The organism is Thalassomonas sp. M1454 (assembly GCF_007097525.1).
In the GTDB taxonomy this organism is placed as follows: Bacteria; Pseudomonadota; Gammaproteobacteria; order Enterobacterales; family Alteromonadaceae; genus Thalassotalea_A.
This window is the reverse complement of record NZ_VKDD01000004.1, coordinates 169,791-194,169: the sequence shown is the minus strand read 5'-3', so window position 1 is coordinate 194,169 and position 24,379 is coordinate 169,791. Positions and strand designations below refer to the sequence as shown.

Genomic DNA, 24,379 nt, shown 5'->3' with positions numbered 1-24,379 from the left:
TTATTTAGCCTCGGGTGCAGGATTGTGCTTAATAAATTGCTCGGCAATTTCGCCGCGCTGGGCAAACCACACACCAGGTTTTGAACTTACATAGCGAAGAAACTCTTCTAGTGCCCAAATACGACCAGGTCGGCCAATAATGCGAAGGTGTAAACCTAGTGACATCATACGAGTTTGCTCACCACCTTCTTCATATAAAGTATCAAAGGTATCTTTGGCATACTTTAACCAATCATCCGGAGTAAAGCTGGCAGAGACCCACATCTTCATATCATTTGAGTCCATTGCGTACGGTAAAATACACATAGGCTCGTCACTATCAGTAACGCTATCCCAAAATGGTTCATCGCCACTGTAATCATCCATGTGATACAAGAAACCTTCTTCTTGTAAGATGCGACGAGTATTGTCAGTGAGTAAATAACGCGACAACCAACCTTTAGGACGTTGCCCTGTTGTTTGTTCAATTGAGTCTGCAGCTTTACGAATATAAGCACGCTCTTCATCTTCTTTCATGCGAAATTGATGGATCCAGCGGTAACCGTGTGAACACGCTTCATCACCACGTTGTTTGATGGTGTCGGCTAAGTGAGGATATTTTTCTAGGCTCTGCCCACAAACGGTCCATGTCGCGCTTACATTGTATTTATCCAATAACTTAATAATTCTTGGTGCACCTTCTTTGATGCCATATAAATAATTAGACTCATTACCATAGTTACGCATTGGTTTAGACAAACTTACTTGTAGTTCATCTACGGGCTCAGGTCCTCTATCCCCTTCAGTGATATTATATTCACTGCCCTCTTCTACATTTACCACCATAGACAAAGCAATGCGGGCATCGTTTGGCCAAGGGTACTTTTTAGTTGTAGCTGCACTCATATATTTATTATTCTCGTCTCAAATTAGCGTTACGACTAATGGTATTCTTCGCCACCAGATACATTCATACATTCACCCGTAATGTACGATGCTTGCTCTGAGCATAAGAATGCACAAGCCTTAGCGATATCATCTTGTAATCCAGGTCGACCTAAAGGAATACGATCGCGCATATCTTGCATGTATTTATCATGGCCTTTACCTGTCACTTCACTAAAGTGCGAATTTTGCCATGCGCCTAAACCTGTAGTTACGTGGTTAGGACAAATTTGGTTTACATTAATCTTATGTTCGCCAAGTTCCTGCGCCGCAACACGAGTAATACCATTCATACCATGCTTAGACGTTGTATAAGCAGATGCGTGAGCAAAAGCAGATTTAGACGCTTGCGAACCTATGTTAATAATTTTGCCGCCATTGCCTTGTTTAACCATTTGCTCAGCAGCAAATTTAATTCCTAAGAATGTACCGCGTAAGTTAACATTTAAAACGGTATCCCACTCACTCACATCCATGTCTAAAATTGGCTTCATTAAATAACCAACACCGGCATTATTAACCCAAATATCTAATGAGCCGTATGTATCTACTGCAAATTTGGCTGCAGCTTGAACTTCTTCAGCATTTAATACATTACAAGCAAAAGCACTTGCTTCACCGCCAGCCGCTTTGATTTCAGCCACGATTTGTTGCATCTCGTCACTAGTACCAATAGCAGACTCAGGCATATGGTCGCCTGCAGCATGACCTATATCGGTAATAACAACCTTACAGCCTTCACTGGCAAGGCGTTTTGCCATTGCTTCACCAAGACCTTTGTGGCGACCAGCACCAGTAATAACCGCTACTTTGCCAGATAATTCAGGATAATTAGCCATGATAGTCCTTAAATATTTTCCATTAGAATAAAGGTTGGGTTATCGGCAAACTCTTGGAACTGAGCAGCTACTTTTTGCATTTCTTCGCTGCTTACATCATTACCTAGCGTATCTAAGTTATTTATTGCTAACACTTCAACGTACTGGTAAGGCGGGGTGTCATCACTACCAAATAAACATACGCTCTTTAATACTTCAAAACTATCAATCGACGGCAAGCTACCTGCCGTTGGGATATCCACTGTTTTAGCCCAGTTTTCATAAGCTTCTACATCAGTTTCTGTTTTTAAGTTAAATAACACGACAAGTTTTTTCATTGGTTTCACACCCTTTTATTATATTGTTATATATATATAACATTTAATTTCTTATTCGACAAATTAAGCTGTCGTTGTGTAATTGTCAATATTAGATAAATGCCGAACTGCTAAAAGGCAATTAGCGCAATCAAACCCTGTAAAATCATGGCGATTAGTCATTTATCTATTTTGTTCAAATGACTTTTAGCATTTTTAACTCTTCAACAATTAGGCAAATATTGAGCTCAACACTTATTTGTTATATGTTTATAACAAATGTAATGTATTATTTTGACTATAAACTAATTAAATAAGCATAAAATGACTCAACTTAGCGCCAGCGAAAATTTATTAAATACTCTGCAGCGAACTATCGATGATAGTGATCGCCAGCGTGCGAGTTTGCATTTATTAGACTGGTTAGGTTGTGCTATTTACGGCAGCATTACCGAAACAGGTAAGGTGTTCAAAAACTATTTAACCCTTGCTCCAAAAGGTAATATAACTTGTATCGATGGCAGTAAAAGCGATATCACCAGTGCCGCATTTTACAATGGCGCCCTTGGTAACATAATGGAAATGGACGATGTGCATCGCACCTCTATTTTGCATCCTGGCCCTATCGTTATTCCAGCTGCAATTGCTGCAGCACAAACTACAAACGCCAGTATTGATGAATTATTAGATGCCATAATTAAAGGCTACGAAGCAACGATACGCTTAGGTCAAAGTGTTGGCTTAAGTCATTATCGTTACTATCACAATACTTCAACTTGTGGCGTATTAGGTGCAGCAGTAGCAAGCGCTCATTTATTAAAGTTAGATCAGCAGCAAACCTTATCAGCCATGGGCAATGCCCTTTCGCGTACTGGCGGTCTATGGCAAATGCGCCATGAAGATGTTCATACCAAGCAATGGCATAATGCAGAAGCTACTCGTATCGGTGTTATGGCTGCACAAATGGCCAGCATTGGTTTACGTGGGCCAAAATCAATCATTGATGGTGAACAAGGTTTTTTAGCAGCCACATCAACTGATGCCAATATTCTTTATTTAAGCGCTGAAAATCCGCAGTGGCTTATTCATGATTGCAGCTTTAAACCTTGGCCTGCATGTCGTCATGTACATCCTGCTATGGATGCGCTGCAGCAAATATTACAAAGTAACAAACTAAAAGCTTCTGACATTAAAGCGATTACGGTAAGTACATACAATGATGCTATAACCTTTTGCGATCGTCCTAACCCGAGCACCGACGTACAAGCCAAATTTAGTATCCAGCATGCGTTAGCCGCATGGGTTTGTTTAGGCGAGCCAAAGCTCGAGCATTATCAGGCGCAGTATTATTGCAGTGACAATGGTATTAATGATGAGTTACTCACCCTGCGCAGTAAAATTAGCGTTGTAGCTGAGCAAGCGATAAGCGCAAATTATCCAGAACAGTTCGCCGCAAATATTTCAGTGACCTTAAGCTCTGGTGAAGTTCTAAAGGCGACAACAGTAGATACATTAGGCGATCCAAATAAACCAATGAGTATTGCCGCCATTAAACATAAAGCCGAATATCTGATCAGTAAAGCTGGTATTGCAACCGCCAATACAGCTGCCTTACTGACAATTTGCGATAACCAATCTCGCCACGCTTTAACACTAAATAACTATCTCGAAAATTTAAGCAAGGCAGAGTAATGAGTAGTAAGCCAGAATCAAGTACCCAACAATTAGTACAATTTGCATTGCAAATAAGCTACGCCCAGTTACCTGAAGATGTAATTGAGCGTGCCAAGGTGTTTATTACCGACAGCGTTGGCGTTGGCATTAGTGGCTCAAGAATGCCATTAGTAAAAGCAGTTAAAGCACTGGCTGCTAGTCAAGGTAGCTGTGATGGTGCAACCATTTGGCACTCTGGTGAAAAACAATCGGCTGCGGCTGCAGCCATGGTAAATGCTTTTCAAATTCACAACCAAGAATGGGATTGTGTGCACGAAAAAGCCGTAGTACACCCTATGGCTGTAATTTTATCGGCTTTAACTGCCGTGGCCGAAGAACATAAACTATCAGGACAACAGCTTATTCAAGGTGTTGTTGCTGCGGTAGAAGTAGCAACAAGAATTGGTCAAAGTGCGACATCACCAATCAAGTTTTTCCGACCTGCTATTTGTGGTGCCATTGGCGCAAGTGCCGGCATTGCTAATATGCTTAATCTAAGCAAACAGCAAACACTAGACGCTATGGGGATTGCCTATAGTCATGGCAGTGGCACTATGCAAGCGCATATCGAAGGCTCACCTATGCTACCAATGCAAGTTGCCTTTAACGCTCGTAACGCAATTAATGCAATAACTCTTGCCCAGCAAGGATTTACCGGCCCACACAACTTTTTAGAAGGGCCTTTTGGTTACTTTAACTTAATGGAAGACAGCTTCGACCTGAGCTTACTTTTAAAAGACTTAGGCGAACACTACCAAATATGTGATGTTGCCCATAAACCATTCCCTACGGGTCGCGCTGCACACGGCACCATAGACGCTTTAATCGAATTACAGCAACAACATAACTTTAGCTCAGATGATATTGCGAATATCCATATATCGGCTCCAGAGCTTATTTGTCGATTAGTCGATCGTAGGCCATCCCCAACTATGGATGCTAACTACGCTAAGTTATGTAACGCCTATACCGCCGCGACTTATTTGTTAACTGGCAAAGTATCAGTAGAAGATTTCAGTAAACAAGCTTTAGTCGATCAGCAACGTCTGGCTTTAGCTGAAAAAATTATTACCGAGCAAAGTGACTGCCAAGATCCTAATGCTATGGTGCCACAAACTATCACGGTTAATTTAGTTTCAGGCCAAAGATTACAACTGACATTAGATAATGTATTAGGGCATCCATTACGTCCATTGTCAGCAAAACAGCAATTTGAAAAATTTAGTTTGTGTTGCCAATCGGCTCAAACACCTTTGACAGAAACTGAAATCACCCAATTACACCAAAAATTACAGCAACTTGAGAAGTTAGATTCGATCAATGAATTAATCCCCCTCATGTATAAAAAGAAAATTTAAAGGAAGTTTCATGAGTTACCCAACCTATTTTGAGTCTTTTGACGTAAAAGCCATGCTAAATGATTACCCTATTGGTGATGCATTTTTAGAAAAATACAGCACTGGTAGTAAAGATGAATTACAAGCATTTCAAAATCAACAGTTTATGAAATGTGTTAAGCGTGCTTGGGAGATCCCTTTTTACCAACGTTTATGGGGTAATGCAGGGGTAAAACCTGAAGACATCCAAAGTATAAAAGACATCGAAAAACTTCCTGTTTATTCAAAAACAGAAATTATGGACAGTGTTGCCGCTTACCCGCCATTTGGTGATATGCACGGTATGGACTTTAGTAAAGGCGACACAAACCACACTATGGTTTTACACACTACCAGTGGTACTACTGGCAGACCGCAGCCGTTATTTTTCTCACCAAAATCACGCGAAGTGCAAGGCTTATTACTTGGCCGAATTTACCGCATGCAAGGTTTAAAACCACATGAAATTGTTCATTCAGTTTACGGGCATGGCTTAATTAATGGCGGCCACTATGTGCGTGAAGGCGTAACTCATTACACTAATGCGTTATTTATGTCGGCTGGTACTGGCGTTGAAACTCGCTCGAAACAACAAGTTAACTTGATGAAAGATTTCGGCACTAACGTAATTATTGGCTTTGCTGATTACATTAAAAAACTCGCTGACACAGCGAAAGAAGAAGGCATTGAACCTGGTAAAGATATTCCAGTACGCATGATCTCAGGTCATATGGGCCGAGAATCTCGCGAAGCAATCTCTGAAGCTTGGGGCGGTGCAGAAATATTTGATTGGTATGGCGTTGGCGATACTGGCGCAATAGCAGGTGAAGGTCCTGATCACGACGGTTTATACGTGATGGAAGATGCTCACTATGTTGAAGTATGTGACCCAGATACCAACAAACCACTACCTAAAGGGGATATTGGTAACTTGATCGTAACCTGTTTATATAAAGACGATATATTCCCGGTAATTCGTTTTAATACTTGCGATGTTACTCGCATTAAAACCTCGCCATCAAAATTAGGTTTAGACCTTGACCGTATCGAAGGTTTCTTAGGCCGTAGTGACAATATGGTTAAGTTACGTGGTATCAATATTTATCCACAAGGTTTTGCTCCTGTATTAGAAAAACGCAGTGATTTTGCTGGTGATTATATCTGTATTGCTGATCGCGACAGTACTGGTCGTGACGAACTACTGGTTAAAGTTGAAGTAGAAGACATAAACAATTCCGATGTAAGTGCGTATCAAGCGTTATTAAAACAGAGCTTTGGTGTAGAAATGCCAGTAGAGCTAGCATCGAAAGGTGAATTAGCGCCACTAACGCAAACCGAAGTTCGTCAAAAACCAATTCGTTTAATCGATAACAGGTTCAAATAATAATGACTGCACTTGAGATCTTAAGCTTAGATTTAACGGCACAAAGACAATTGATTGAGCAAGGTGATATTTCTGCTGATCAGTTACTTGCAATGCAGCTTGCTCATAATGAGCAAGTTAACCCGCATCTAAACGCATTTATTTCAAGTGCCAAGCACATTTCGGCAACTGATGCTAAGCAAGCATTTGCCGGTATCAGTGTTGCGGTTAAAGATAATATTGATGTGCTTGGTTTTAACACCACCGCCGGCATGCTTACGCGTGAAGATAGCAAGCCGACGGACAATGCCTTTGCCATTAAAAAGCTACTAGCAAGTGGCATGAGCATAAGTGGCAAGCTTAATATGCATGAAGGTGCATTAGGCGCAACCAATGATAATCCACATTTTGGTAAATGCTTTAACCCACATAATCTTACCCATACCCCAGGTGGCTCATCAGGTGGCAGTGGCGTAAGTGTTGCTGCGGCTATGACACCACTTGCCTTAGGTACTGATACCATGGGGTCTGTTCGCATCCCTGCCGCTTATTGTGGCGTATTTGGTTTAAAAGCCAGTAAAGGTGCAATTAGTATTGGCGGCACGGTGATTTGCGCGAAAGAATTGGACAACATAGGTCCTTTAACCCGCTCTGCCCGTGATTTAAGAATCGCCTTAGAGATATTACAAGGCTTTGATAAAGACTGTCAGCAATCAAGACAAATCGACTACTTAGCAGAACAGACTAGCTATCAATTACTGGCGCCAAGTAATCTGGAGCAGCTTGGGGTTGAGGCTAATATTATTGAAAAATTCGAACAACAATTACAGCTACTTGTTGATGCAGGCCATAAAATAAAGCGTTTTAGCCTAGATTATGATTTTTCAGCTGCTCGCCGTGCAGGTTTATTGATTTGTGAAAAAGATATGTTGGTTGAACATCAATTTGACTACCAAAATAATCATCATTTGTTCTCGGCTGAGCTTGCTAGCATGCTCGATTTTGGCAATACAAAAGACGATGCAAGTGTCACTAAAGCAATTAATGTTTTAGCTAAAGCCGAGCAACTTGCGCAGCAAATATTTGCGCAAGCCGAGATTTTAGTTATGCCAACCGCGCCGCAACAAGCATTTGAATTTAGCCAAGCTGTGCCAGCAAATCAAGCCGACTTAACAGCCTTAGCTAATCATGCAGAGCTTGCAGCTCTTACTGCACCAATGCCAACTAACGAGTTACCAATGGGCATACAATTTGTAGGTCCTGCAGGTAGTGATTACCAATTAATTGGCCTTGCTGAGCAATATCAAACATTAAGTGGCTGGCAATATAAATTACCACAAGCGCTAGCCGACTTAATCTCTGGAGATAAATAATGGGGCCATTACAAGGCATTAAGGTATTAGATTTAAGCCGAATTTTAGCAGGTCCTTGGGCTACGCAAGTGCTTGCCGATTTTGGCGCACAGGTATGGAAAGTTGAGCGTCCAAACGCTGGTGATGACACCCGTAAATGGGGGCCTCCTTTTTTACAAGATGAACAAGGTAATGACACCAGCGAGGCCGCTTACTACCTAGCGGCAAACCGAGGAAAGCATTCAGTAACTATTGATATCACCTCAACAGAAGGGCAAAAACTAATACATCAATTAGCGGCCAAAGCCGATATTGTCGTTGAAAATTTTAAAGTTGGCGGCTTAAAGAAATATGGCTTAGATTATGAAAGCATGAAAGCCGTTAATCCAAGTATTATTTATTGCTCTATTACTGGTTTTGGTCAAACTGGGCCAGATTCAAAACGTGCTGGTTATGACGCCATGATCCAAGCCATGGGTGGCTTAATGAGTTTAACCGGCGTACCTGAGGGGCAACCGGGCGCAGGGCCACAAAAAGTGGGCGTTGCCGTGGTTGATATCATGACGGGTATGTACGCGGTAAGCGGTATATTAGCGGCATTGCATCACCGTAATACCACAGGTATTGGCCAATATATTGATTTAGCATTACTTGATACACAAGTGTCATGGCTTGCCAATCAAGGGATGAATTACTTAGTCGGCGAAAAAGTGCCAAAACCACAAGGCACAGCACACCCAAATATAGTGCCGTATCAAGCCTTTGCCACCAAAGATGGTCACATTATGTTGGCCGTTGGTAATGACAGCCAATTCCAACGATGTGTACAAGCATTAGGCGTGCCAGAGCTTGCCGAAGATGAGCGCTTTATTACCAATCAACTACGCGTGGCTAATCGTGAGCTTTTATTGCCATTAGTAAGCGCTGCATTTGCACAGCAAAATTTAGATTATTGGTTAGATGCACTTAATCAGGCAGGTGTACCATGCGGGCCAATCAATACATTAGATAGAGTTTACGCTGAGCCACAAGTACAGCATCGCGAAATGGTGATGGAACTCAATCATGCTAATGCCCCTAAAGTGAAGCAAGTGGCGAACCCAATTAAGTTTTCACAAACCAAGGTGGAATACAAAAAAGCACCGCCAATTTTAGGGGAAGATACAAACAATATTTTAACCAGTCAGCTAGGTCTAAGCCCTGAGCAGCTAAGAGAATTAGAAAAACAAAAGATTATTTAACTAACCGCACTGGTTTAGTCACCGCTTAATAATGACATTTAACAATGCAGTACAAGCTAATTTAATCAATTATCAGTGCTATAGCTATTGATAAACAGTTAACCGAATAAAGAGTAACTATGAACAAGTTAAACATGAACAAGTCAAATATGCCGCATAAAACAATCAGAGGCACGATAAAATATACCAGTAATAAACCTGAGCGTTTAGGCCATGTTCGTGGTCGAGAATATTTTAGCCAAACCGTTCATGCCAACGGTGCTCGAACTCTACGCGCACAAACAGAAATCGAAGATGCGCCAGCAGTATTACGTGATGTGGTTTACTCTGTCGATGAAAACTGGAAGCCACTCGATGGTTTTTCTCGCATTAGTGTTGGCGATGAATTTGTTGGCACTGGTTGGTATCGCTTTACTGATGAATATGCCGAGTGTGAGTCATTTACTAAAGAGCACGGGCGTCAAAGTCAAAAGTTACCTCTTGATAAGCCAGTATTAGCAGTGGGTGCACATCCTACTTGTGGTGATGCTTGGTTTTGTCAAATATTCAATATTGCTAATGGCCCGGGCCAGCAATTTTTTGAAAACCTAATGCTCACTTCTCCAGATCACCGTGGTGCAACTGGTCCTGAGCTTTTCCCTTTCTCTTACGGTTTACAATACGTAGGTAAAGAAGAAATTACCGTTGCTGCCGGTACGTTTAACGCATTACATTTTCAATTCGTAGAAACACCTGGTGCACTACCTGAAGATCACCCTTTATACGATGTTTGGTTTACTGATGACGGTGACTACATCTTCTTAAAAGGCCAAGTAGGTGGTTATATGCAAACCGCTTATGAACTTGAAGAATTACAAATTACTCATGGAGCAGACTAATGGCTAAATCACTACCAAGTTGGAGTGCGCTCGATAAACATGAACTTTTTCCACAAGTAAAAAGTGATGATGTATCGCGCTTAAACTTCCTTACTCATTTAAATATGCACTTATCGGGCAACGTTTTACCTGGCGTAAAAACGGCCTATGAAACGCAAGTGTTACCTGAATTTAAACAGCAACATGGCCGTGAGCCACAAGACAGACACGAAGTAAGAGAAGCTATGGATGACAATTCATATCTACAAATGTGGAGTGCTCTGCGCCGTAACACCATGGAAATGCGCCATCAATTGGGTCGCAGCATAGTATTAAAAGACAGTGATATCGTAACCACCAAAGTAAAAAATCTGCTTAGTGCTGGTGACAACATAGTACTTGATGATAACTGTACGTTGCCATACAACGTCAGCGCTGTTGATGTACATTGCCAACCTGGCTGTTACTACACCGAATATTTCGAAGATGATGTTACCGTAGCCAATAGCTATGACATTGGTATTTTTGTTACTACTGCTGGTTTACTTGGAGGCTTAAGTGATGGCGGTGGTCAAGGTTTAGGTAATTGGCTTGCGAAACAGCACCCAGATTTTAAACCGAAACGCATTTTAGATATCGGCTGTACTATTGGCCATAACGCCGTACCTCTAGCACAAGCATTTCCTGATGCCGAAGTGATCGCAATTGATGTAGCTCGTCCTTCTCTACGCTATGCAGCAGCTCGTGCTAAAGCATTAGGTGTGCACAACATCACATTTATGCAAATGGACGCTGAAGATATGGCTGAATTTGCTGATGAATCTTTCGATTTAGTGACCACAGCAATGTTTTGGCATGAAGCGTGTGACCGCTCAATGATTTCAATTTTAACTGGTATCAACCGAGTATTAAAAACCGGTGGTTTAACCATAAGTTTAGAACAGCCACAATACACAGATAAGCCAGTATACGAACAGTTTATCCGTGACTGGGATACTCTCAATAATAACGAACCATATTGGGGACGTATGCACGAGCGAGATTTAGCACAATGGCATAGTGAATGTGGTTTTGATGGCAGCAAACTGTTTGAAACAGGTGTCATATCAAAAGTAGACGAAAACATCTTTGGCAAAGCCGATGAAGGTGGCGAAGATTTTGGCCGCGCACCAGTTTGGAATGCTTTTGGTATTTGGAAATAAGTAGTAGGAATAATTATGGATTTCGCAGAAAAATTAAGCTTGGCCAATACCCGTGCTAAAGGTAAACGCCCACAATATTTACAAGACAAGCAAACCGAGCAAGTAATGGCTATTACCATGGCATTAGCTATGGAGTTACACAGCACCAAAGAACGTTTAGCTAGCCTTGAGTGTTTATTAGCAGATAAAGGTATTATCAGTCGTGATGAGTTAGATAACTTCCAACCAAGCGCTACCGAGACCGCAAAACGTTCACTAGACACGCAAGAGTACCTAAACCGAATCTTGCTAGTACTTGATCAAGAAAAACAAGCAATGACAAGTAACGATAAAAGCGTTGCTGAGGTTTTAGAAGAACTTAAAGACTAGGAAATATTATGCTCAGTTGGCGATTAATTACCGTGCCTCTCAAATTATTACTTTTAACAATAGTTGTTTATATTGCATGGGTATTAATCGCCTATCGCGATATTGATGTGAGCGAACTTGAGCAAAAATATGGCGGTGATAACCTACAAAAACTCAATGTCGACGGTGTAAATCTACGCTATAAAGTTGAAGGTAGTGGCCCACCGCTAGTCCTTATTCATTCTCACTTTTATAGCATGCGTCAATGGCAAGCGTGGGTTGATATTCTTAAACACGACTTTACTGTTATTCGCTACGACTTAACTAGCCATGGTTTAACAGGTCCTGATCCGACAAACGATTATTCACGCCAGCGTGCCACACAACTTTTACAAGGTTTGCTCGATCATTTAAACATAACGAAACCTAGCATAGCGGGCTCTTCAACGGGTGGTGGTATTGCTTATGTTTATGCCGCTAACAATCCAGATAACATTGAAAATTTAATCCTAATCAACACTCCCGGTATGCCTAAGGTAAGCAATAAATATATGGAAAAAGAGCTGCCGAGCTGGGGTGGATTTATCTTTTATTTATTACCAGAGTCTTTATTTAGAGGCTTCCTTGAAGCACCCATTATTGATGATAGTATAGTGACTGATGAGTTACTTACTGAGTTTCATCAAATGTATCGTCGCAGCGGTAATCGTATGGCGGAATATGATCGTATGCGTGGTTATGAGAAAGCTGACATAACCCCTATTCTTAATAAGATCACTGCGCCTACCTTAATATTGTGGGGAGAGAAAAACCCACAACTACCGGCCGAACACGTACAACAAATCGCAAGCAAGTTAATCAATGCAAAAACAGTAGAAAGCATCATTTATCCAAACATTGGTCATGTGATCCCGCTAGAAATCCCAAGCCAATCAGCTATGGATGTAGCTAAGTTTATTAAACAACAAAGTGAACCTGTTCGCCAAAGACAATAACAAAAAGAATAAGAGAACCTATGCGTACCATTAAAGCACTTATCACCACAGTTTTTTTAAGTTCAATTTTATTAGCTTGTAGTGAACCACCGGTATTACCCAAAGCAAATCCTTTAGACATGAGCAGCGAGCAATTAGCGCAAATAAGTTTTATTGATGCCGGTAACTTAACGGTTAGTGCAGTTAAGAATTTAGTCATTAACGACAGCAAAAACGATAGAGAAATTACATTTAACCTTTATTACCCAAGCACTGGTGGTAATTACCCATTGGTACTTTTCTCTCATGGTAATTTTGCCAGTAATGATAAATACGATAACGTCATTAATCACTGGGTAAGTCATGGTTATGTGGTGATTGCGCCTAATCATCAAGACTGCTGTGGCATGGTCAGTGGCATTATGAATAGTCTTTGGTATGGTAACTTTGGCCTTATTGAAGAGCGCATGAAAGACTTTAGTTTTATTCTCGACAACTTAAGCTTAATTGCCCAACAACAAGACATTAAAGGTAAAGCCGATTTAAATAACATTGCTGCTACAGGTCATTCTTTCGGCGCCTTTTCGGCGCAACAATTTGGTGGCGCAGGTACTTATAATACTGATGATGAGCAATACCACTATTACCGAGATGAACGCATTAAAGCCATTGTTGCAATTTCTCCTCCTGGGCCAATGTTTGATGAAATAACTGAAGACAGTTGGCAACAAGTAACGACTCCAATGCTTGTAACAACCGGTACTTGGGATATGGACGCGAGTTTCTTCCCAGAATGGCAATTGCATAAAATGTCATTTGATACCGCAAAGGCCAATGATAAGTACGCGTTAATTACGCAAGGTGCCGATCATTACTTGGGCAATTTAATTTGTCGCCCAGAGCGAGAAGCTGCGCCACAAACAGATGCACTGAATATGCTCAACGCAACCAGTACAGCATTTTTAAATGCGTATTTAAAAAATGATGAAATATCATTAGCCTTTATTAACAGTGATAAATTAGATAGATTAACTAATGGTTTCTCGGTGCTTAAACAACGGTAAATAGAAAACTTCCAGAAAAACTATTTATAGGAAAAAATTTATGCTTAATTACATGCTACTAATTTATGCATTAATACAACTTAGCTTATTAATATGGACCTATAAATGGGACTACCCAACATCATTAAGGTTGTGGGTATTGCGAGCTATGCTTTTTGGTATGTTTTATGACAATTTAATTCAAGGTACAGGCTTTTTATACATTAGCGATGCTTGGTTTGAAAGCGCGAGTAGCCTGCGTTTTCTCTTACATGCCACAATACTGCCATTTTTAACTATTTTTGCTCTATCAATAATGCAACGAGCAGGTGTAAAAATAGCCAGAAATAAACTCCTTATGAATGCCTGCTGGCTCTTTACCTTTGCTGCACTAGGCTTTGGTTTATATCATGAAGCATTTCTACTTGAGCTTGCACCGATCACTGTAATGGGGGTAGAGAAACTGGTAAGTACGTCAGGTATGCCGCCTATTGCTACCATATTAACCAATATCATTATTCTGCCAATGGCTGCTGCTATTTGGAAAGTCTCTGGGTGGAAATGGATGTTTCTCGGCTCACTATTTATCTTTGTGCTAAATGGTGCAACAGGGCCTAAACCGTGGGGTTTTATCGTTGGAAATTTTGCCGAAGTAGTCTTTATTGTAAGTTTATTATTTACCGAACGTAAGTTTATGCGTAAACATTAACTTTGTATTGAATAACCCCTAATTAATCCCTTTAAAATGGTGAATAGTGTAAGCATAAAACTGTCAACTATTCACCATAGCAACTTATAATTCTTAGCTAAAACCTCCCGCTGCCTTACAGCACAATAATTTCGGACAGCTAAAAGCTGCTATTCCTTCTATTGAAAATTAAACTATAATTTTGATAATATTTGCTGATTAATGATACTCATGAGTATGAATTCATAAGTAAAGGAAGGATCCTTGTTAATATGTTTTGGCTAATTAAGAAAAAAATAGTTGCTAAAGCCAGTAAAATAAACTTGCTAAATAAAGAGCAAAAAAAGTTAACTTTTTTGCTTTATAGCTTCCCTTTTACTTATATCTTGCTGCTTACCTTTGCCTTTAATAACGCGACACCAGATAGCGTCTTTAGCTTTTTTTATGTTTTTACTATCCCTACACTTTACTTTATCACCCTCAGCCTAGTTACCTATTTACTGTCTAAATTAATCTGGACTAAAGCTTTTTTGTGGTTGCTTGTTGTTCCTAAAATACTTTTAGATATATTCCTACTAGCCGATTTCTTCGTGTTTAATGTGTACCGCTTTCATATAGATTTACTTTTTATCAAAATGTTAATTTATGATTTTTCTGGAATTGGCATATCGATAGGTTTAACCCTATTTTCGCTAGTAATTGTGAGTATTATCGTAGCGATAAATTTAATGATTTTTAAAAACCACTCAAAGTGGCCAAAATTGAAATTTTGGAAGTGGCAAACAAGCATCATCTGCCTATGTCTAGTTGGTCAAATGTTACATGTAGTTGGTTTTGAATATAAAGATAAATCCTATACACAATACACTCCTTTCTTGCCTTATTATCCACCTTTAACGTCAAGTTTTTTAATGATTCAGTTAAAGAAAATTGCACCAGAAACGTTTCCTCAAAAATCTGAAGCATCGACTGAGTATGTAGAAAATCTCCTGAAAAATAAAAAAGTAGAGGGTACGCTTAACTACCCTATGGCAGAGATGCAATGTAATGTAAGCGCAGAACAAAAACATAATGTTTTAATGTTTGTGATAGAAAGTTGGCGTTTTGACGCCATGAATGCCGAGGTATCGCCCAATATTTATAAATTTTCTCAGCAAAGTTCTGTTTATAACAATCATTTTAGTAGCGGTAGCGTAACAGTTAATGGCTTATTTGGCCTTATGCATGGTTTGCACCCTTCGTATCGAGACTATGTAAATGCTTCACCATATACCAATCAGAGCTTGCTAACTAAAACGCTAGCATCACAAAATTATGAAATTAGTGCTTATACATCTTCTTGGCTTGACAGGTTTTCTTTAAAAGCAATGATGTTTGGTAAAATAGCTGATGAACGATATATAAATTATCGACAAAACAGCTCATATATTAACGATATAAATGTTGTTAACGTCTTGCTCAGTAACTTAAATAGCCCTCAACATAAACCTTGGTTTAAATTTACTTTTTTAACATCTTCACATCACCCTTATAGGTACCCTGAAGAGCACGCAGTATTCAAACCTATTAGCAAAGACCCTGAAGCGTTTATATTCAATAAATATATAGACCATATTCCCTTTATCAATGATTCAAAAAATTCAGTTCGTTATATCGATGAACTGTTTGGCCAGATTTTAGAAGCGCTATCAACAACACAACAGTTCGATAATACTATGATTATTGTTACCTCAGATCATGGTGAAGAATTTAACGATAACCAACAAGGTTATTGGGGGCACGGCAGTAACTTTACAAAATACCAAGTAAAAGTACCTATGATCATTAAAATGCCAAAACAAAAAGTAGCTAGGAATATAACCAAAAGAACAGCTCATATTGATATAGCGCCCACTATCTTGACCAATATTGCCGGTTGCACAAATCCAGTAGAGCAATACAGCAATGGCATTAATATTTTTCCAGAAGAGTATATCAAGCCAACTAGACCGCTAATAATTTCAAGCTATAAAAATAAAGCTTATTTAATTGATGATAAAATTTATGAAACCATGCTTGGTATCGATAGTTATAATGTGAATGACTTAAGCCAAGAAAATTCAGAATATAACTATATTGAGATTCAGAAGTTAAAACAGCAAGAAACTATTTTTATGCGCTAGATTTTAATGATTTCAGGTTTAATCTAAAAAGTTATTCGTTAACTTTAAAACCATTAATTATTTAATCAAAATTTAAACCTTTTTCAAATTTCATCCGTATTAACAAAGACTATTCAGGTCCATTAATGCAAATACGGATGAATTATGGCTTTTCTTAAACTTTGGCAAAATAAAATAGAGGCGCACCGTGGCGTCTATAACTTTGTTTGGTTTAAAGTGTTTTGGTTTTCAGCCATCATTTATCAAGATGAAGCTATTTTACTTGCTTTACTGGTATTGTATTTTACTAGCCTAAAGCAAGTTACAACGCACCTGACTCATTATTTATTATTCGCCGGAATTGGCATCTGCATAGACTTCTTTTTATACCAACAACATGTATTTGCATTTGCTCATGCTAGCTTCCCTCTTTGGTTAGCCTTGCTATGGATAGGTTTTGCTACCACCATAAAGGCCTTTTTATCATTTTTGCAAAAAAAACTGTTGCTGGCAGCTTTACTTGGCTTATTCGCCGGCCCTATAAGCTATTATTTTGCCATGCAACTTAATGCTGTTAGCTTCCCGCAACCATTAGCACAAACACTGATTATATTAGCCATTATTTGGGCTATTTTGTTACCACTGCTACTTGTATTAAACCATAGCCTCAGCGTTGCAAAATCATCAGTTATGCTTGATACAAGCAAGATGTTAAGTAAGGAGAAATAAATGCACATATTATTGAAAGCGGTATCTACTTTTTTACTATTAAGCGCTTTATCTGTAGCTAATGCCACGATTGCCACAGAAGTTTCTTCAGACAGTACAGGTAAAACTGAGTTTAGCGAATATCAATTTACCAAAGTTGGCGAGGCTGAATTATCGGTATTGTTTTGGTCTATTTATAACTCGACCTTGTATAGTTTAGATGGCTCATTTAATGAAAATCAAAGACCATTAAAGTTAGAAATCAATTACTTTCGCGATATTGAAGCTGCAGATTTGATTAGCAAAACCGCAGAGGAGTGGATGCAACAAGGGCTTAATCATCACAATCAAGAGTTATGGCTACAACAGTTAACAAACATTTGGCCTAATATTAAAGAAGACGACACCCTTACTTTTATAGTTGATGAGCACAATAACAGCTACTTTCTATTTAATAAGCAAAACATTGGCCATATTAACGATCAAGAATTTGCCAACCATTTCCTTGCCATTTGGTTGTCAGAAAAAACTAGCAGACCTAAATTAAGAACTAAATTACTTGGAATAACAAAATGAAAAATATCCTGATAGTACTATTAAGCATGTCCATGCTAATAAGCTGTAGCCATCAAATCGAAGACTACAAAAATACTAAGCCTAAATTTGTACTAGAAGAGTTTTTTAACAATAAACTGATCGCCAGAGGCATTGTTCAGGACTACAGCAATAAAATGACACGCCATTTTTGTGTCGAAATAGATGCCAACTGGCAAGCTGATGGCGATAATTTAGTAGGTACAATAGACGAAGAGTTTTACTTTGATGATGGTGAGCGACAAAACCGAATTTGGTCTATTACACGCATAGAGGATAATGGCAAAGTATCTTACCAAGGTACAGCTAATGACGTGCCTGAGTTAGCGTATGGCAGCAGTGAAGGTAATGCATTTAGATGGCAATATGAGTTAAGTGTAGCAATTAAAGATGATGATGGTGGCTCAACAACGTATGTGTTCGATGTTGATGATTGGATGTATCAACTCGATGAGAATTACATGTTCAACCGCTCTTCGTTAATAAAATTTGGCATTGAAGTTGGGCAAATTAGTATCTACTTTGATAAGCAAACACCTTTTCAACAATGCCAAGCAGCATAATTAGGTAAGTTTGAGTTATTCGAATACACTATGCTAGATGACTATATTTACTCAATTATTAGCGGACGTTCGCGCTTGTAGCTTATGTGCTTCACATCTTGAGCATGGAGTGCGACCTGTTGTTCAAATTAACCCTAAAGCTAAAATTTTGATCGCTGGGCAAGCACCGGGAATAAAAGTTCACGAGTCGGGTGTTGCCTTTAATGATGCCAGCGGTGACAGGCTGAGACAGTGGATGGGAGTCGACAAAAGCACCTTTTATGATGACAGTAAAATAGCCATTTTACCTATGGGGTTTTGCTTCCCAGGCACAGGTAAATCAGGAGATTTACCTCCAAGACCAGAATGTGCACCTGCTTGGCGAGAGAAGTTATTAGCACAATTACCAAACTTACAGCTTACCTTGGTGATAGGTAAATATGCACAGTCATATCATTTAAATAATAACAAAAGTACAGTTACACAGACGGTTAAATCATGGCAAAGTTATTGGCCAAATCAGTTGCCTTTACCACACCCTAGTCCGAGAAATAATATTTGGTTAAAGCGTAACTCGTGGTTTGAAGGTGAGGTTATCCCTCATTTGCAACAGCGCATTGCCAAGCTACTCTAACGGCTCATACCATTTCCATTAATTATGTGATTGGTATTACATCATAAAACCGTAATAGTACAACGGAAATGATGACAAGCCAGTTGCATACATAAAAACCATGGTTGTATAGCCTAATGGTCGATGTACTTTTCTAAAGGCATTGGTTTTTGGTGGTAGTTTGAACTTTTTAATCGATAACGTCATTAAAACTATCCACAGTAAAGCAGTAATTATGGCAACAAAGGTATGACCCCACATCCAATAATTTAGCGTGTTGCTACCATAATAAGCACTTTCTTTAGTCAGCTGTGCCATACCACCTGAAAGCTTTAAATCTGCCTCAAATAAAATCACAGCAATAGCTAAAACAATGGAAAGGCCTATTTGTATTTTAGAGTGAGTTGCATAGTTATTAGCTCGTGCCTTACGCCAAGACACGAATAAAATAGGCATAATGATCATAAATGCGACAATAACGATATCCATCATTAAATCTGCACGAGTACCAAAAAAACCTTGTGGGAACATAACTATCTCCTCATCTTATTGTTTTTATTACTTGTTTACGTTTGATCTGCTAGTTGTTTTTTAGCACTAACTCAACCAATTCGCCAGCAGGACCACGATATAATTTTACCTCTGAACTGCCATAGTAACTGTCATTTACAGTCACTAAAGATGCTAATTCATCAATATCTGATGGAAACTCACTTACTTCTAAGGTCATTAAGGCAATACCTGCCGGTAAGCCTGCATTAGAATTACTATTACCGGATTCAACTTGGTCAATCTCTATTAACGACTCACCTTTAAACTGTAATGTCGCCACCGGATATTGATGACTAATATCAATGTTATGATAACGGTTAAGTACAGTAATTTTGGTATCGAATGACAAGCCTTTATGACTATTTATGTGTTCATAAAACGCTAAACTTGCGGCTCTATCGGGGCTCTTTAATACAGGAATAAATAAGCAATCTAACTCGGCATCTGTCATTGGTAATTCAAACGGAGGAACCGCAGCTTTTATCTCGGTTAAATACAAAACCTCACCGACAGGGCCTGCGACTTGCATTGCTTTTATGGCATCGCTTAATTCTAAGTTTGCCGGAGCACCTAATACGCTAAAGTCAGTAGAAAGTTTAGCTGCACATTGATCCACATTAGCAACGTTGACCTCAAGTGACATCCAGCCATAATTGGCCAATGGTGTCACTTTTTCAGCCGTTTTGTCGCTTATAAGTCTTAACCAATTAGCGCCACTTGGCGAGGTTAGTATAATTTGCTCAGCGCCCGCTAAATGCGGACTCTGCCAAAAATCGGCTTGCTCTTTACTAATCACACCTGGTTGCGCTGCACTCATAGAGAAATTAGCCTGATAAATACGGCTAACAGCATCTATGTCAGCGCACACTAAACTTGCACCTATCACTGGCCCGGCAATAGGGCCATTAGTATTTACGCTTGCTTGAGTCGCATTACTCATATTTTTGTCCGTTCGCTAAGATCTCATCGGTGCCAAGTAGTTTATTCAAACCGCCTAAATCAAGCATACGATCTTGATATGGCTTAGTGTTTTGGTTTTCTTTTAAACTCGCTAAAAACTCTTGCGCCATAAATGTATAAGCTCGCACCATAGCACCAGGGAAAATAACTAATGAGTAACCCATATCTTGTAAGTCTGATGCCGCTTTAATTGGTGTAGAGCCACCCTCAACCATATTCGCTAATAACGGTACTTTACCATTAAAGGTTTGGTTAATAATCTGCATTTGCTCAAGATTTTCCGGAGCTTCAATAAATAACATATCTGCGCCAGCTTCATAATATGCTTTAGCACGAGCAATTGCTGCATCAAAGCCTTCAACCGCAATTGCATCGGTACGAGCAATGATCATGGTATCTGGGTTTTCACGAGCATCAACAGCAGCTCTCACCTTACCAGCCATTTCTTCTTTTGATATAAGTGCCTTGCCTTTTAAATGACCACAGCGTTTAGGCATCACTTGGTCTTCTAATTGAATTGCCGATGCGCCCATGCGCTCAAATAATTTAACTGTACGTTGGGTATTAATGGCATTACCAAACCCCGTATCGCCATCAACAATAATAGGAAAATCAACACGTTCACGAATTACCGCTAGAGTTTCAGCGACTTCGTTCATACTCACTAGGCCAATATCAGGACGACCAAAGCGCGTATATGCAATGCTAGCACCAGATAAGTACATAGCGTTAAAGCCACCTTGCTGAATTAACGACGCAGACAAACCGTCATAGCCACCTGGGGCAATTAAAATTTCTTTATCATTGATTAATTTACGTAATGTTTTTGCATGCATCTTGGCTATTTCCTACGACTTATTCTTATTTTGTAAAAATGGCATTAAGCCACCAGCACGAACGATTTCCATTAATTGCTCAGGGATCGCTTCACACTGATATTGTTCGTTTTTACTATGATTAATGATTATGCCCTGCTCCGGTTGAACACTAATTTGGTCACCTTTAGTTATTTTATCTGCTTCACTACAGACTAAGGCTGGTAAGCCTAAATTAAGGGCATTACGATAAAATATACGAGCAAAGGACTTTGCTATAACGCAACTAACGCCTAGCTCTACCAAAGCTTGCGCCGCTTGTTCTCGCGATGAACCTATACCAAAGGCTTCCCCTGCGGCAACGACATCGCCTGCTTTAACTTCTACAGCAAAGCTAGTATCAATTGCTTCAAAGCAGTGCTTAGCCAATTCATTCATTGGCTTTTTCATATATGGGCCTGGGGCTAAGATATCAGTGTCGATATTATCGCCGTAAACCCAGGCGCTACCTATTGTGGTTTGTGCTGTTTCGCTCATTGGATACTCCTACAAAAATTCACGTGGGTCAGTGATTACACCGGTTATTGCAGCAGCGGCCACAGAATATGGAGAGCCTAAATATACTTCTGAATTTGGTGAGCCCATACGGCCTTTAAAATTACGCGAGGTTGACGATAAGCATACTTCACCGTTAGCAATTGCACCTGCCCCCATACCTGCACAAGCACCACAGCCAGTAGGCAAAATTATTGCGCCAGCAGCGGTTAATATTTCTAGGGTACCGTCTGCGGCCGCCTTATTAGTAGTACTTGCCGAAGCTGGGGCTACTAATAATCGAGTTGAACTCGCAACTTTTTGGCCTTTTAAAACTTCGGCAGCCATATGTAAATCAGATAATTTGGCGCCTGTACATGCACCTATGTATGCTTGATCTATCGCTACATTATTGTAGGTATCAACATCATCAGTATTTTCAGGGCTGTGCGGGGCTGCAATTTGTGGCTTTAATTGACTCGCATCAAAGGTATGCTCAGCATAATAGTGAGCATCAGCGTCACTTTGCCAATCATTAATATTGCCAGGGAAAGTTTTACCCGCTGTTGTAATTGCTTCTAGGGTTGTTGCATCTGGAGCAATAACCCCGGTTTTTGCACCAAGCTCTGCCGTCATATTACATAACACCATGCGCTCTAACATATTCATGTTAGCCACCGCCTCGCCTGCAAATTCAATTACTTTATAATTGTTATTTACACCTAAATGCTTACATAAAAACAGCATAATATCTTTTGATGAAACGCCTTTAGCAAGCTGACCTTGCCAATTAACTTTTATTGACTCAGGTACTTTGATCCAAATTTCACCTGTCGCTAACACACCAGTCATTTCAGTAGCGCCAATACCTACCATAAAGGTACCAAATGCACCTCCTGTTGGAGAATGTGAGTCCCCTCCTACCAGAAAGTTACCAGGCATCAAGTGGCCCTTTTCAGCCATCATTACGTGACAAATACCTTGCATGTCGTAGAAGTTAGTAATGCCATTATTTTTAGCCCAACGTCTAGTTAAAGCTAAAATCTCAGCGCTCTCTGCATCTGTAGCAGGAACGAAGTGGTCACTTACCAACACAATCTTACTTGGGTCAAATACTTTGGCATTTAATTGCGATAATCTATCTTCTACTCGGCGCGGCCCTGAAGAGTCGTGCATTAGCACGTTATCTACTTTACAAGTGATCAATTCACCAGGGTTTACCGATTTCACGTTAGCTGCTCGGGAAATGATTTTTTCAGCTAAAGTTTGCGCTTTTAATACGTTAGTCATCTAACATCCTCTTAACAGGCAATGTCATTATTGTTAAATCTACTATACCATCTTAGAAACATAATGATATATTAGTATATCATTATGATTTTTGATTTTGACAAATGTCAGATGCTAGGTGACATTTTCTGCAATAGCTTGCATGATGAATGCATCAAACAATATTTTTAAACTGGTAGATCAGGGTAATATGGATAATTTAAAATTAGACATTAATGGTGACATCGCATTATTAACCATTAATCGAGCTGAAAAACGCAACGCATTTAACCAAGCAATGTGGCGTCAGTTGCCATTACTTTTAAATGATGTCGCCAAAGCTAAGGTGCGTATTCTGATCTTACAAGCAAGTGGCGAGAAAGCCTTTTGTGCAGGCGCGGATATAGACGAGCTAACAGAAATGTTAACCAATAAAACCGAGCTAAAAGTAAATAATCAATACATTCAAGAAGCACAACAAGCATTAGCAAACTTACCTGTTGTGACAATTGCAGCGATTAACGGCGCCTGTATGGGCGGCGGATTAGGATTAGCCATGGCGTGTGATTTCAGAATTGCGGCCAAACATTCTAAATTCGCAATTACTCCAGCTAAGCTGGGCTTACTTTATAGCGTTGCAGATACCAATCGTTTATATCAGTTGGTTGGCTTAAGTAAAGCCAAAGAGTTATTAATGCTCAGCAAAGTTTTAGATGCTGAACAAGCCGTTAGCTATGGTTTAATTAATAGCTGTTGTGCAAGTGAGCGATTAATTGATGAAGTTAAACTTTTATGTCACCAACTACTCGCCAATAGTGCTACTAGCCAAATAGGTATTAAGCAGACATTAAACCATCTGTCGGGTGAAAATCCAGTTAGCCAAGAAGAGTTAGAACTATTGTTTTTACAAGCCTTTGATGGCGATGACTTTGCCGAAGGCAGTTCTGCTTTTCTAGAAAAGCGACCAGCAAATTTTAACAAATAAAGGCGATTAAAGTGACAATATCAGAACAAGCATTAATTAATCAAGGCTGGCAACTATGTGCAAATGTCTCTGGCTTTTCAGCTTTTATCGGTCCTTTTTATCAACGCCAAGAAGAAAACAAACAAGGTGATGCGCAAATAATTAGGGCACTACCTTTACAGCAACATCACCAAAATCCCGAAGGTGTTATTCACGGAGGGGTTTACACCGCCATGGCTGACTTTTGCATCTACCGCGCTATTGGCGATGTCATTGGTCATGAGGTTAAATTTGCCACCATTAACTTAAATTGTGACTTTTTAGCGGCGGCTTTAGCAGAAGATGAAGTATTAATGGGAAAAGGTAAAATAACTCGATTAACTAAATCGGTTATTTTCGCTGAAGGACTTATTTATACCAAGCGCCGAGAAATACTTCGTGCCACAGGTATATGGAAGATATTAGGCTAAG

26 protein-coding genes are annotated in these 24,379 nt (G+C 39.6%); 18 read left to right on the top strand and 8 right to left on the bottom strand.

Translation table 11 applies throughout. From position 1 onward, the window contains the following. From FNN08_RS10735 to FNN08_RS10725, 3 genes are read right to left on the bottom strand one after another with little or no spacing between them, the layout of a single operon-like run. On the bottom strand, positions 1-885 hold the full coding sequence (locus FNN08_RS10735; RefSeq protein ID WP_143585614.1) for a polysaccharide deacetylase family protein: 885 nt from the start codon (positions 883-885) through the stop codon (positions 1-3). A gap of 35 nt (positions 886-920) precedes the next feature. Next, positions 921-1,763 carry an SDR family NAD(P)-dependent oxidoreductase gene (locus FNN08_RS10730; protein WP_143585612.1) on the bottom strand — a complete coding sequence of 281 codons (843 nt, stop codon included), beginning with the start codon at positions 1,761-1,763 and terminating at the stop codon, positions 921-923. Between the two features lie 8 nt (positions 1,764-1,771). Further along, positions 1,772-2,080 carry an REDY-like protein HapK gene (locus FNN08_RS10725; protein WP_143585610.1) on the bottom strand — a complete coding sequence of 103 codons (309 nt, stop codon included), beginning with the start codon at positions 2,078-2,080 and terminating at the stop codon, positions 1,772-1,774. 303 nt (positions 2,081-2,383) lie between these two features. On the opposite strand from FNN08_RS10725, the gene FNN08_RS10720 reads away from it, so the two are divergent. The 16 genes from FNN08_RS10720 (at position 2,384) to FNN08_RS10645 (ending at position 18,835) form a co-directional block, all read left to right on the top strand. Next, entirely contained in the window at positions 2,384-3,751 is a 1,368-nt protein-coding gene (locus tag FNN08_RS10720) for an MmgE/PrpD family protein (RefSeq protein WP_143585608.1), read from the top strand. Further along, positions 3,751-5,130, top strand: a complete 1,380-nt coding sequence (locus tag FNN08_RS10715) for an MmgE/PrpD family protein (RefSeq protein WP_143585606.1) — start codon at positions 3,751-3,753, stop codon at positions 5,128-5,130. The genes FNN08_RS10720 and FNN08_RS10715 overlap by 1 nt, the downstream gene beginning before the upstream one ends. 10 nt (positions 5,131-5,140) lie before the next feature. Continuing rightward, entirely contained in the window at positions 5,141-6,532 is a 1,392-nt protein-coding gene (locus FNN08_RS10710; protein WP_185962633.1) for a phenylacetate--CoA ligase family protein, read from the top strand. A gap of 2 nt (positions 6,533-6,534) precedes the next feature. Next, a complete protein-coding gene (locus FNN08_RS10705; protein WP_143585604.1) occupies positions 6,535-7,884 on the top strand; it encodes an amidase in 1,350 nt (449 codons plus the stop codon). Beyond that, positions 7,884-9,104: a CaiB/BaiF CoA transferase family protein gene (locus tag FNN08_RS10700; RefSeq protein WP_143585602.1), complete on the top strand. Its 1,221-nt coding sequence runs from the start codon at positions 7,884-7,886 to the stop codon at positions 9,102-9,104. The genes FNN08_RS10705 and FNN08_RS10700 overlap by 1 nt, the downstream gene beginning before the upstream one ends. Before the next feature lie 119 nt (positions 9,105-9,223). Then, positions 9,224-9,982, top strand: coding sequence for a DUF3108 domain-containing protein (locus FNN08_RS10695; RefSeq protein WP_260679324.1), 759 nt, complete (start codon positions 9,224-9,226; stop codon positions 9,980-9,982). Then, the gene (locus FNN08_RS10690) at positions 9,982-11,163 is read left to right on the top strand and encodes a methyltransferase domain-containing protein (RefSeq protein WP_143585600.1); all 1,182 of its coding nucleotides are present in this window, start codon (positions 9,982-9,984) and stop codon (positions 11,161-11,163) included. Before FNN08_RS10695 ends, FNN08_RS10690 begins: the two co-directional genes overlap by 1 nt. A 15-nt stretch (positions 11,164-11,178) precedes the next feature. Then, a complete protein-coding gene (locus FNN08_RS10685; RefSeq protein ID WP_143585598.1) occupies positions 11,179-11,532 on the top strand; it encodes a hypothetical protein in 354 nt (117 codons plus the stop codon). Positions 11,533-11,540: 8 nt separating this feature from the next. Continuing rightward, entirely contained in the window at positions 11,541-12,506 is a 966-nt protein-coding gene (locus tag FNN08_RS10680) for an alpha/beta fold hydrolase (RefSeq protein ID WP_143585596.1), read from the top strand. A 20-nt stretch (positions 12,507-12,526) separates the two neighbouring features. Then, positions 12,527-13,549: an alpha/beta hydrolase family protein gene (locus tag FNN08_RS10675; protein ID WP_143585594.1), complete on the top strand. Its 1,023-nt coding sequence runs from the start codon at positions 12,527-12,529 to the stop codon at positions 13,547-13,549. Between the two features lie 40 nt (positions 13,550-13,589). Further along, positions 13,590-14,237 (top strand): hypothetical protein, encoded by a 648-nt coding sequence (locus FNN08_RS10670; RefSeq protein WP_143585593.1) that lies wholly within the window; start codon positions 13,590-13,592, stop codon positions 14,235-14,237. A 614-nt stretch (positions 14,238-14,851) separates the two neighbouring features. Further along, the gene (locus tag FNN08_RS10665) at positions 14,852-16,378 is read left to right on the top strand and encodes a sulfatase (protein ID WP_221931786.1); all 1,527 of its coding nucleotides are present in this window, start codon (positions 14,852-14,854) and stop codon (positions 16,376-16,378) included. A 144-nt stretch (positions 16,379-16,522) separates the two neighbouring features. Beyond that, positions 16,523-17,086, top strand: coding sequence for a DUF2878 domain-containing protein (locus tag FNN08_RS10660; RefSeq protein ID WP_143585589.1), 564 nt, complete (start codon positions 16,523-16,525; stop codon positions 17,084-17,086). After that, a complete protein-coding gene (locus FNN08_RS10655; protein ID WP_143585587.1) occupies positions 17,087-17,641 on the top strand; it encodes a chalcone isomerase family protein in 555 nt (184 codons plus the stop codon). Continuing rightward, positions 17,638-18,222, top strand: coding sequence for a DUF3833 domain-containing protein (locus FNN08_RS10650; RefSeq protein ID WP_143585585.1), 585 nt, complete (start codon positions 17,638-17,640; stop codon positions 18,220-18,222). The genes FNN08_RS10655 and FNN08_RS10650 overlap by 4 nt, the downstream gene beginning before the upstream one ends. A 37-nt stretch (positions 18,223-18,259) precedes the next feature. After that, positions 18,260-18,835: a uracil-DNA glycosylase family protein gene (locus tag FNN08_RS10645; protein ID WP_143585583.1), complete on the top strand. Its 576-nt coding sequence runs from the start codon at positions 18,260-18,262 to the stop codon at positions 18,833-18,835. Between the two features lie 36 nt (positions 18,836-18,871). Here FNN08_RS10645 and FNN08_RS10640 read toward each other — a convergent pair whose 3' ends face one another. Genes FNN08_RS10640 through FNN08_RS10620 form a run of 5 tightly spaced genes read right to left on the bottom strand, consistent with a single transcriptional unit; the run spans position 18,872 to position 22,965 of the window. Beyond that, positions 18,872-19,345 (bottom strand): hypothetical protein, encoded by a 474-nt coding sequence (locus FNN08_RS10640; RefSeq protein WP_143585581.1) that lies wholly within the window; start codon positions 19,343-19,345, stop codon positions 18,872-18,874. Positions 19,346-19,394: 49 nt separating this feature from the next. Further along, positions 19,395-20,306: a hypothetical protein gene (locus FNN08_RS10635; protein WP_143585580.1), complete on the bottom strand. Its 912-nt coding sequence runs from the start codon at positions 20,304-20,306 to the stop codon at positions 19,395-19,397. Beyond that, positions 20,299-21,162, bottom strand: a complete 864-nt coding sequence (locus FNN08_RS10630; RefSeq protein ID WP_143585578.1) for an oxaloacetate decarboxylase — start codon at positions 21,160-21,162, stop codon at positions 20,299-20,301. The genes FNN08_RS10635 and FNN08_RS10630 overlap by 8 nt, the downstream gene beginning before the upstream one ends. Before the next feature lie 12 nt (positions 21,163-21,174). After that, positions 21,175-21,678, bottom strand: coding sequence for a 3-isopropylmalate dehydratase small subunit (gene leuD, locus FNN08_RS10625; protein WP_143585576.1), 504 nt, complete (start codon positions 21,676-21,678; stop codon positions 21,175-21,177). A gap of 9 nt (positions 21,679-21,687) precedes the next feature. Then, positions 21,688-22,965 carry a 3-isopropylmalate dehydratase large subunit gene (locus tag FNN08_RS10620; RefSeq protein WP_143585574.1) on the bottom strand — a complete coding sequence of 426 codons (1,278 nt, stop codon included), beginning with the start codon at positions 22,963-22,965 and terminating at the stop codon, positions 21,688-21,690. A gap of 190 nt (positions 22,966-23,155) precedes the next feature. Here FNN08_RS10620 and FNN08_RS10615 point away from each other — a divergent pair, with 190 nt between their 5' ends. Together FNN08_RS10615 and FNN08_RS10610 are read left to right on the top strand one after the other, a co-directional pair. Beyond that, positions 23,156-23,929: an enoyl-CoA hydratase/isomerase family protein gene (locus FNN08_RS10615; protein ID WP_143585573.1), complete on the top strand. Its 774-nt coding sequence runs from the start codon at positions 23,156-23,158 to the stop codon at positions 23,927-23,929. Positions 23,930-23,940: 11 nt separating this feature from the next. After that, a complete protein-coding gene (locus FNN08_RS10610) occupies positions 23,941-24,378 on the top strand; it encodes a PaaI family thioesterase (protein WP_260679323.1) in 438 nt (145 codons plus the stop codon). The last annotated feature ends 1 nt before the right edge of the window (position 24,379 follow it).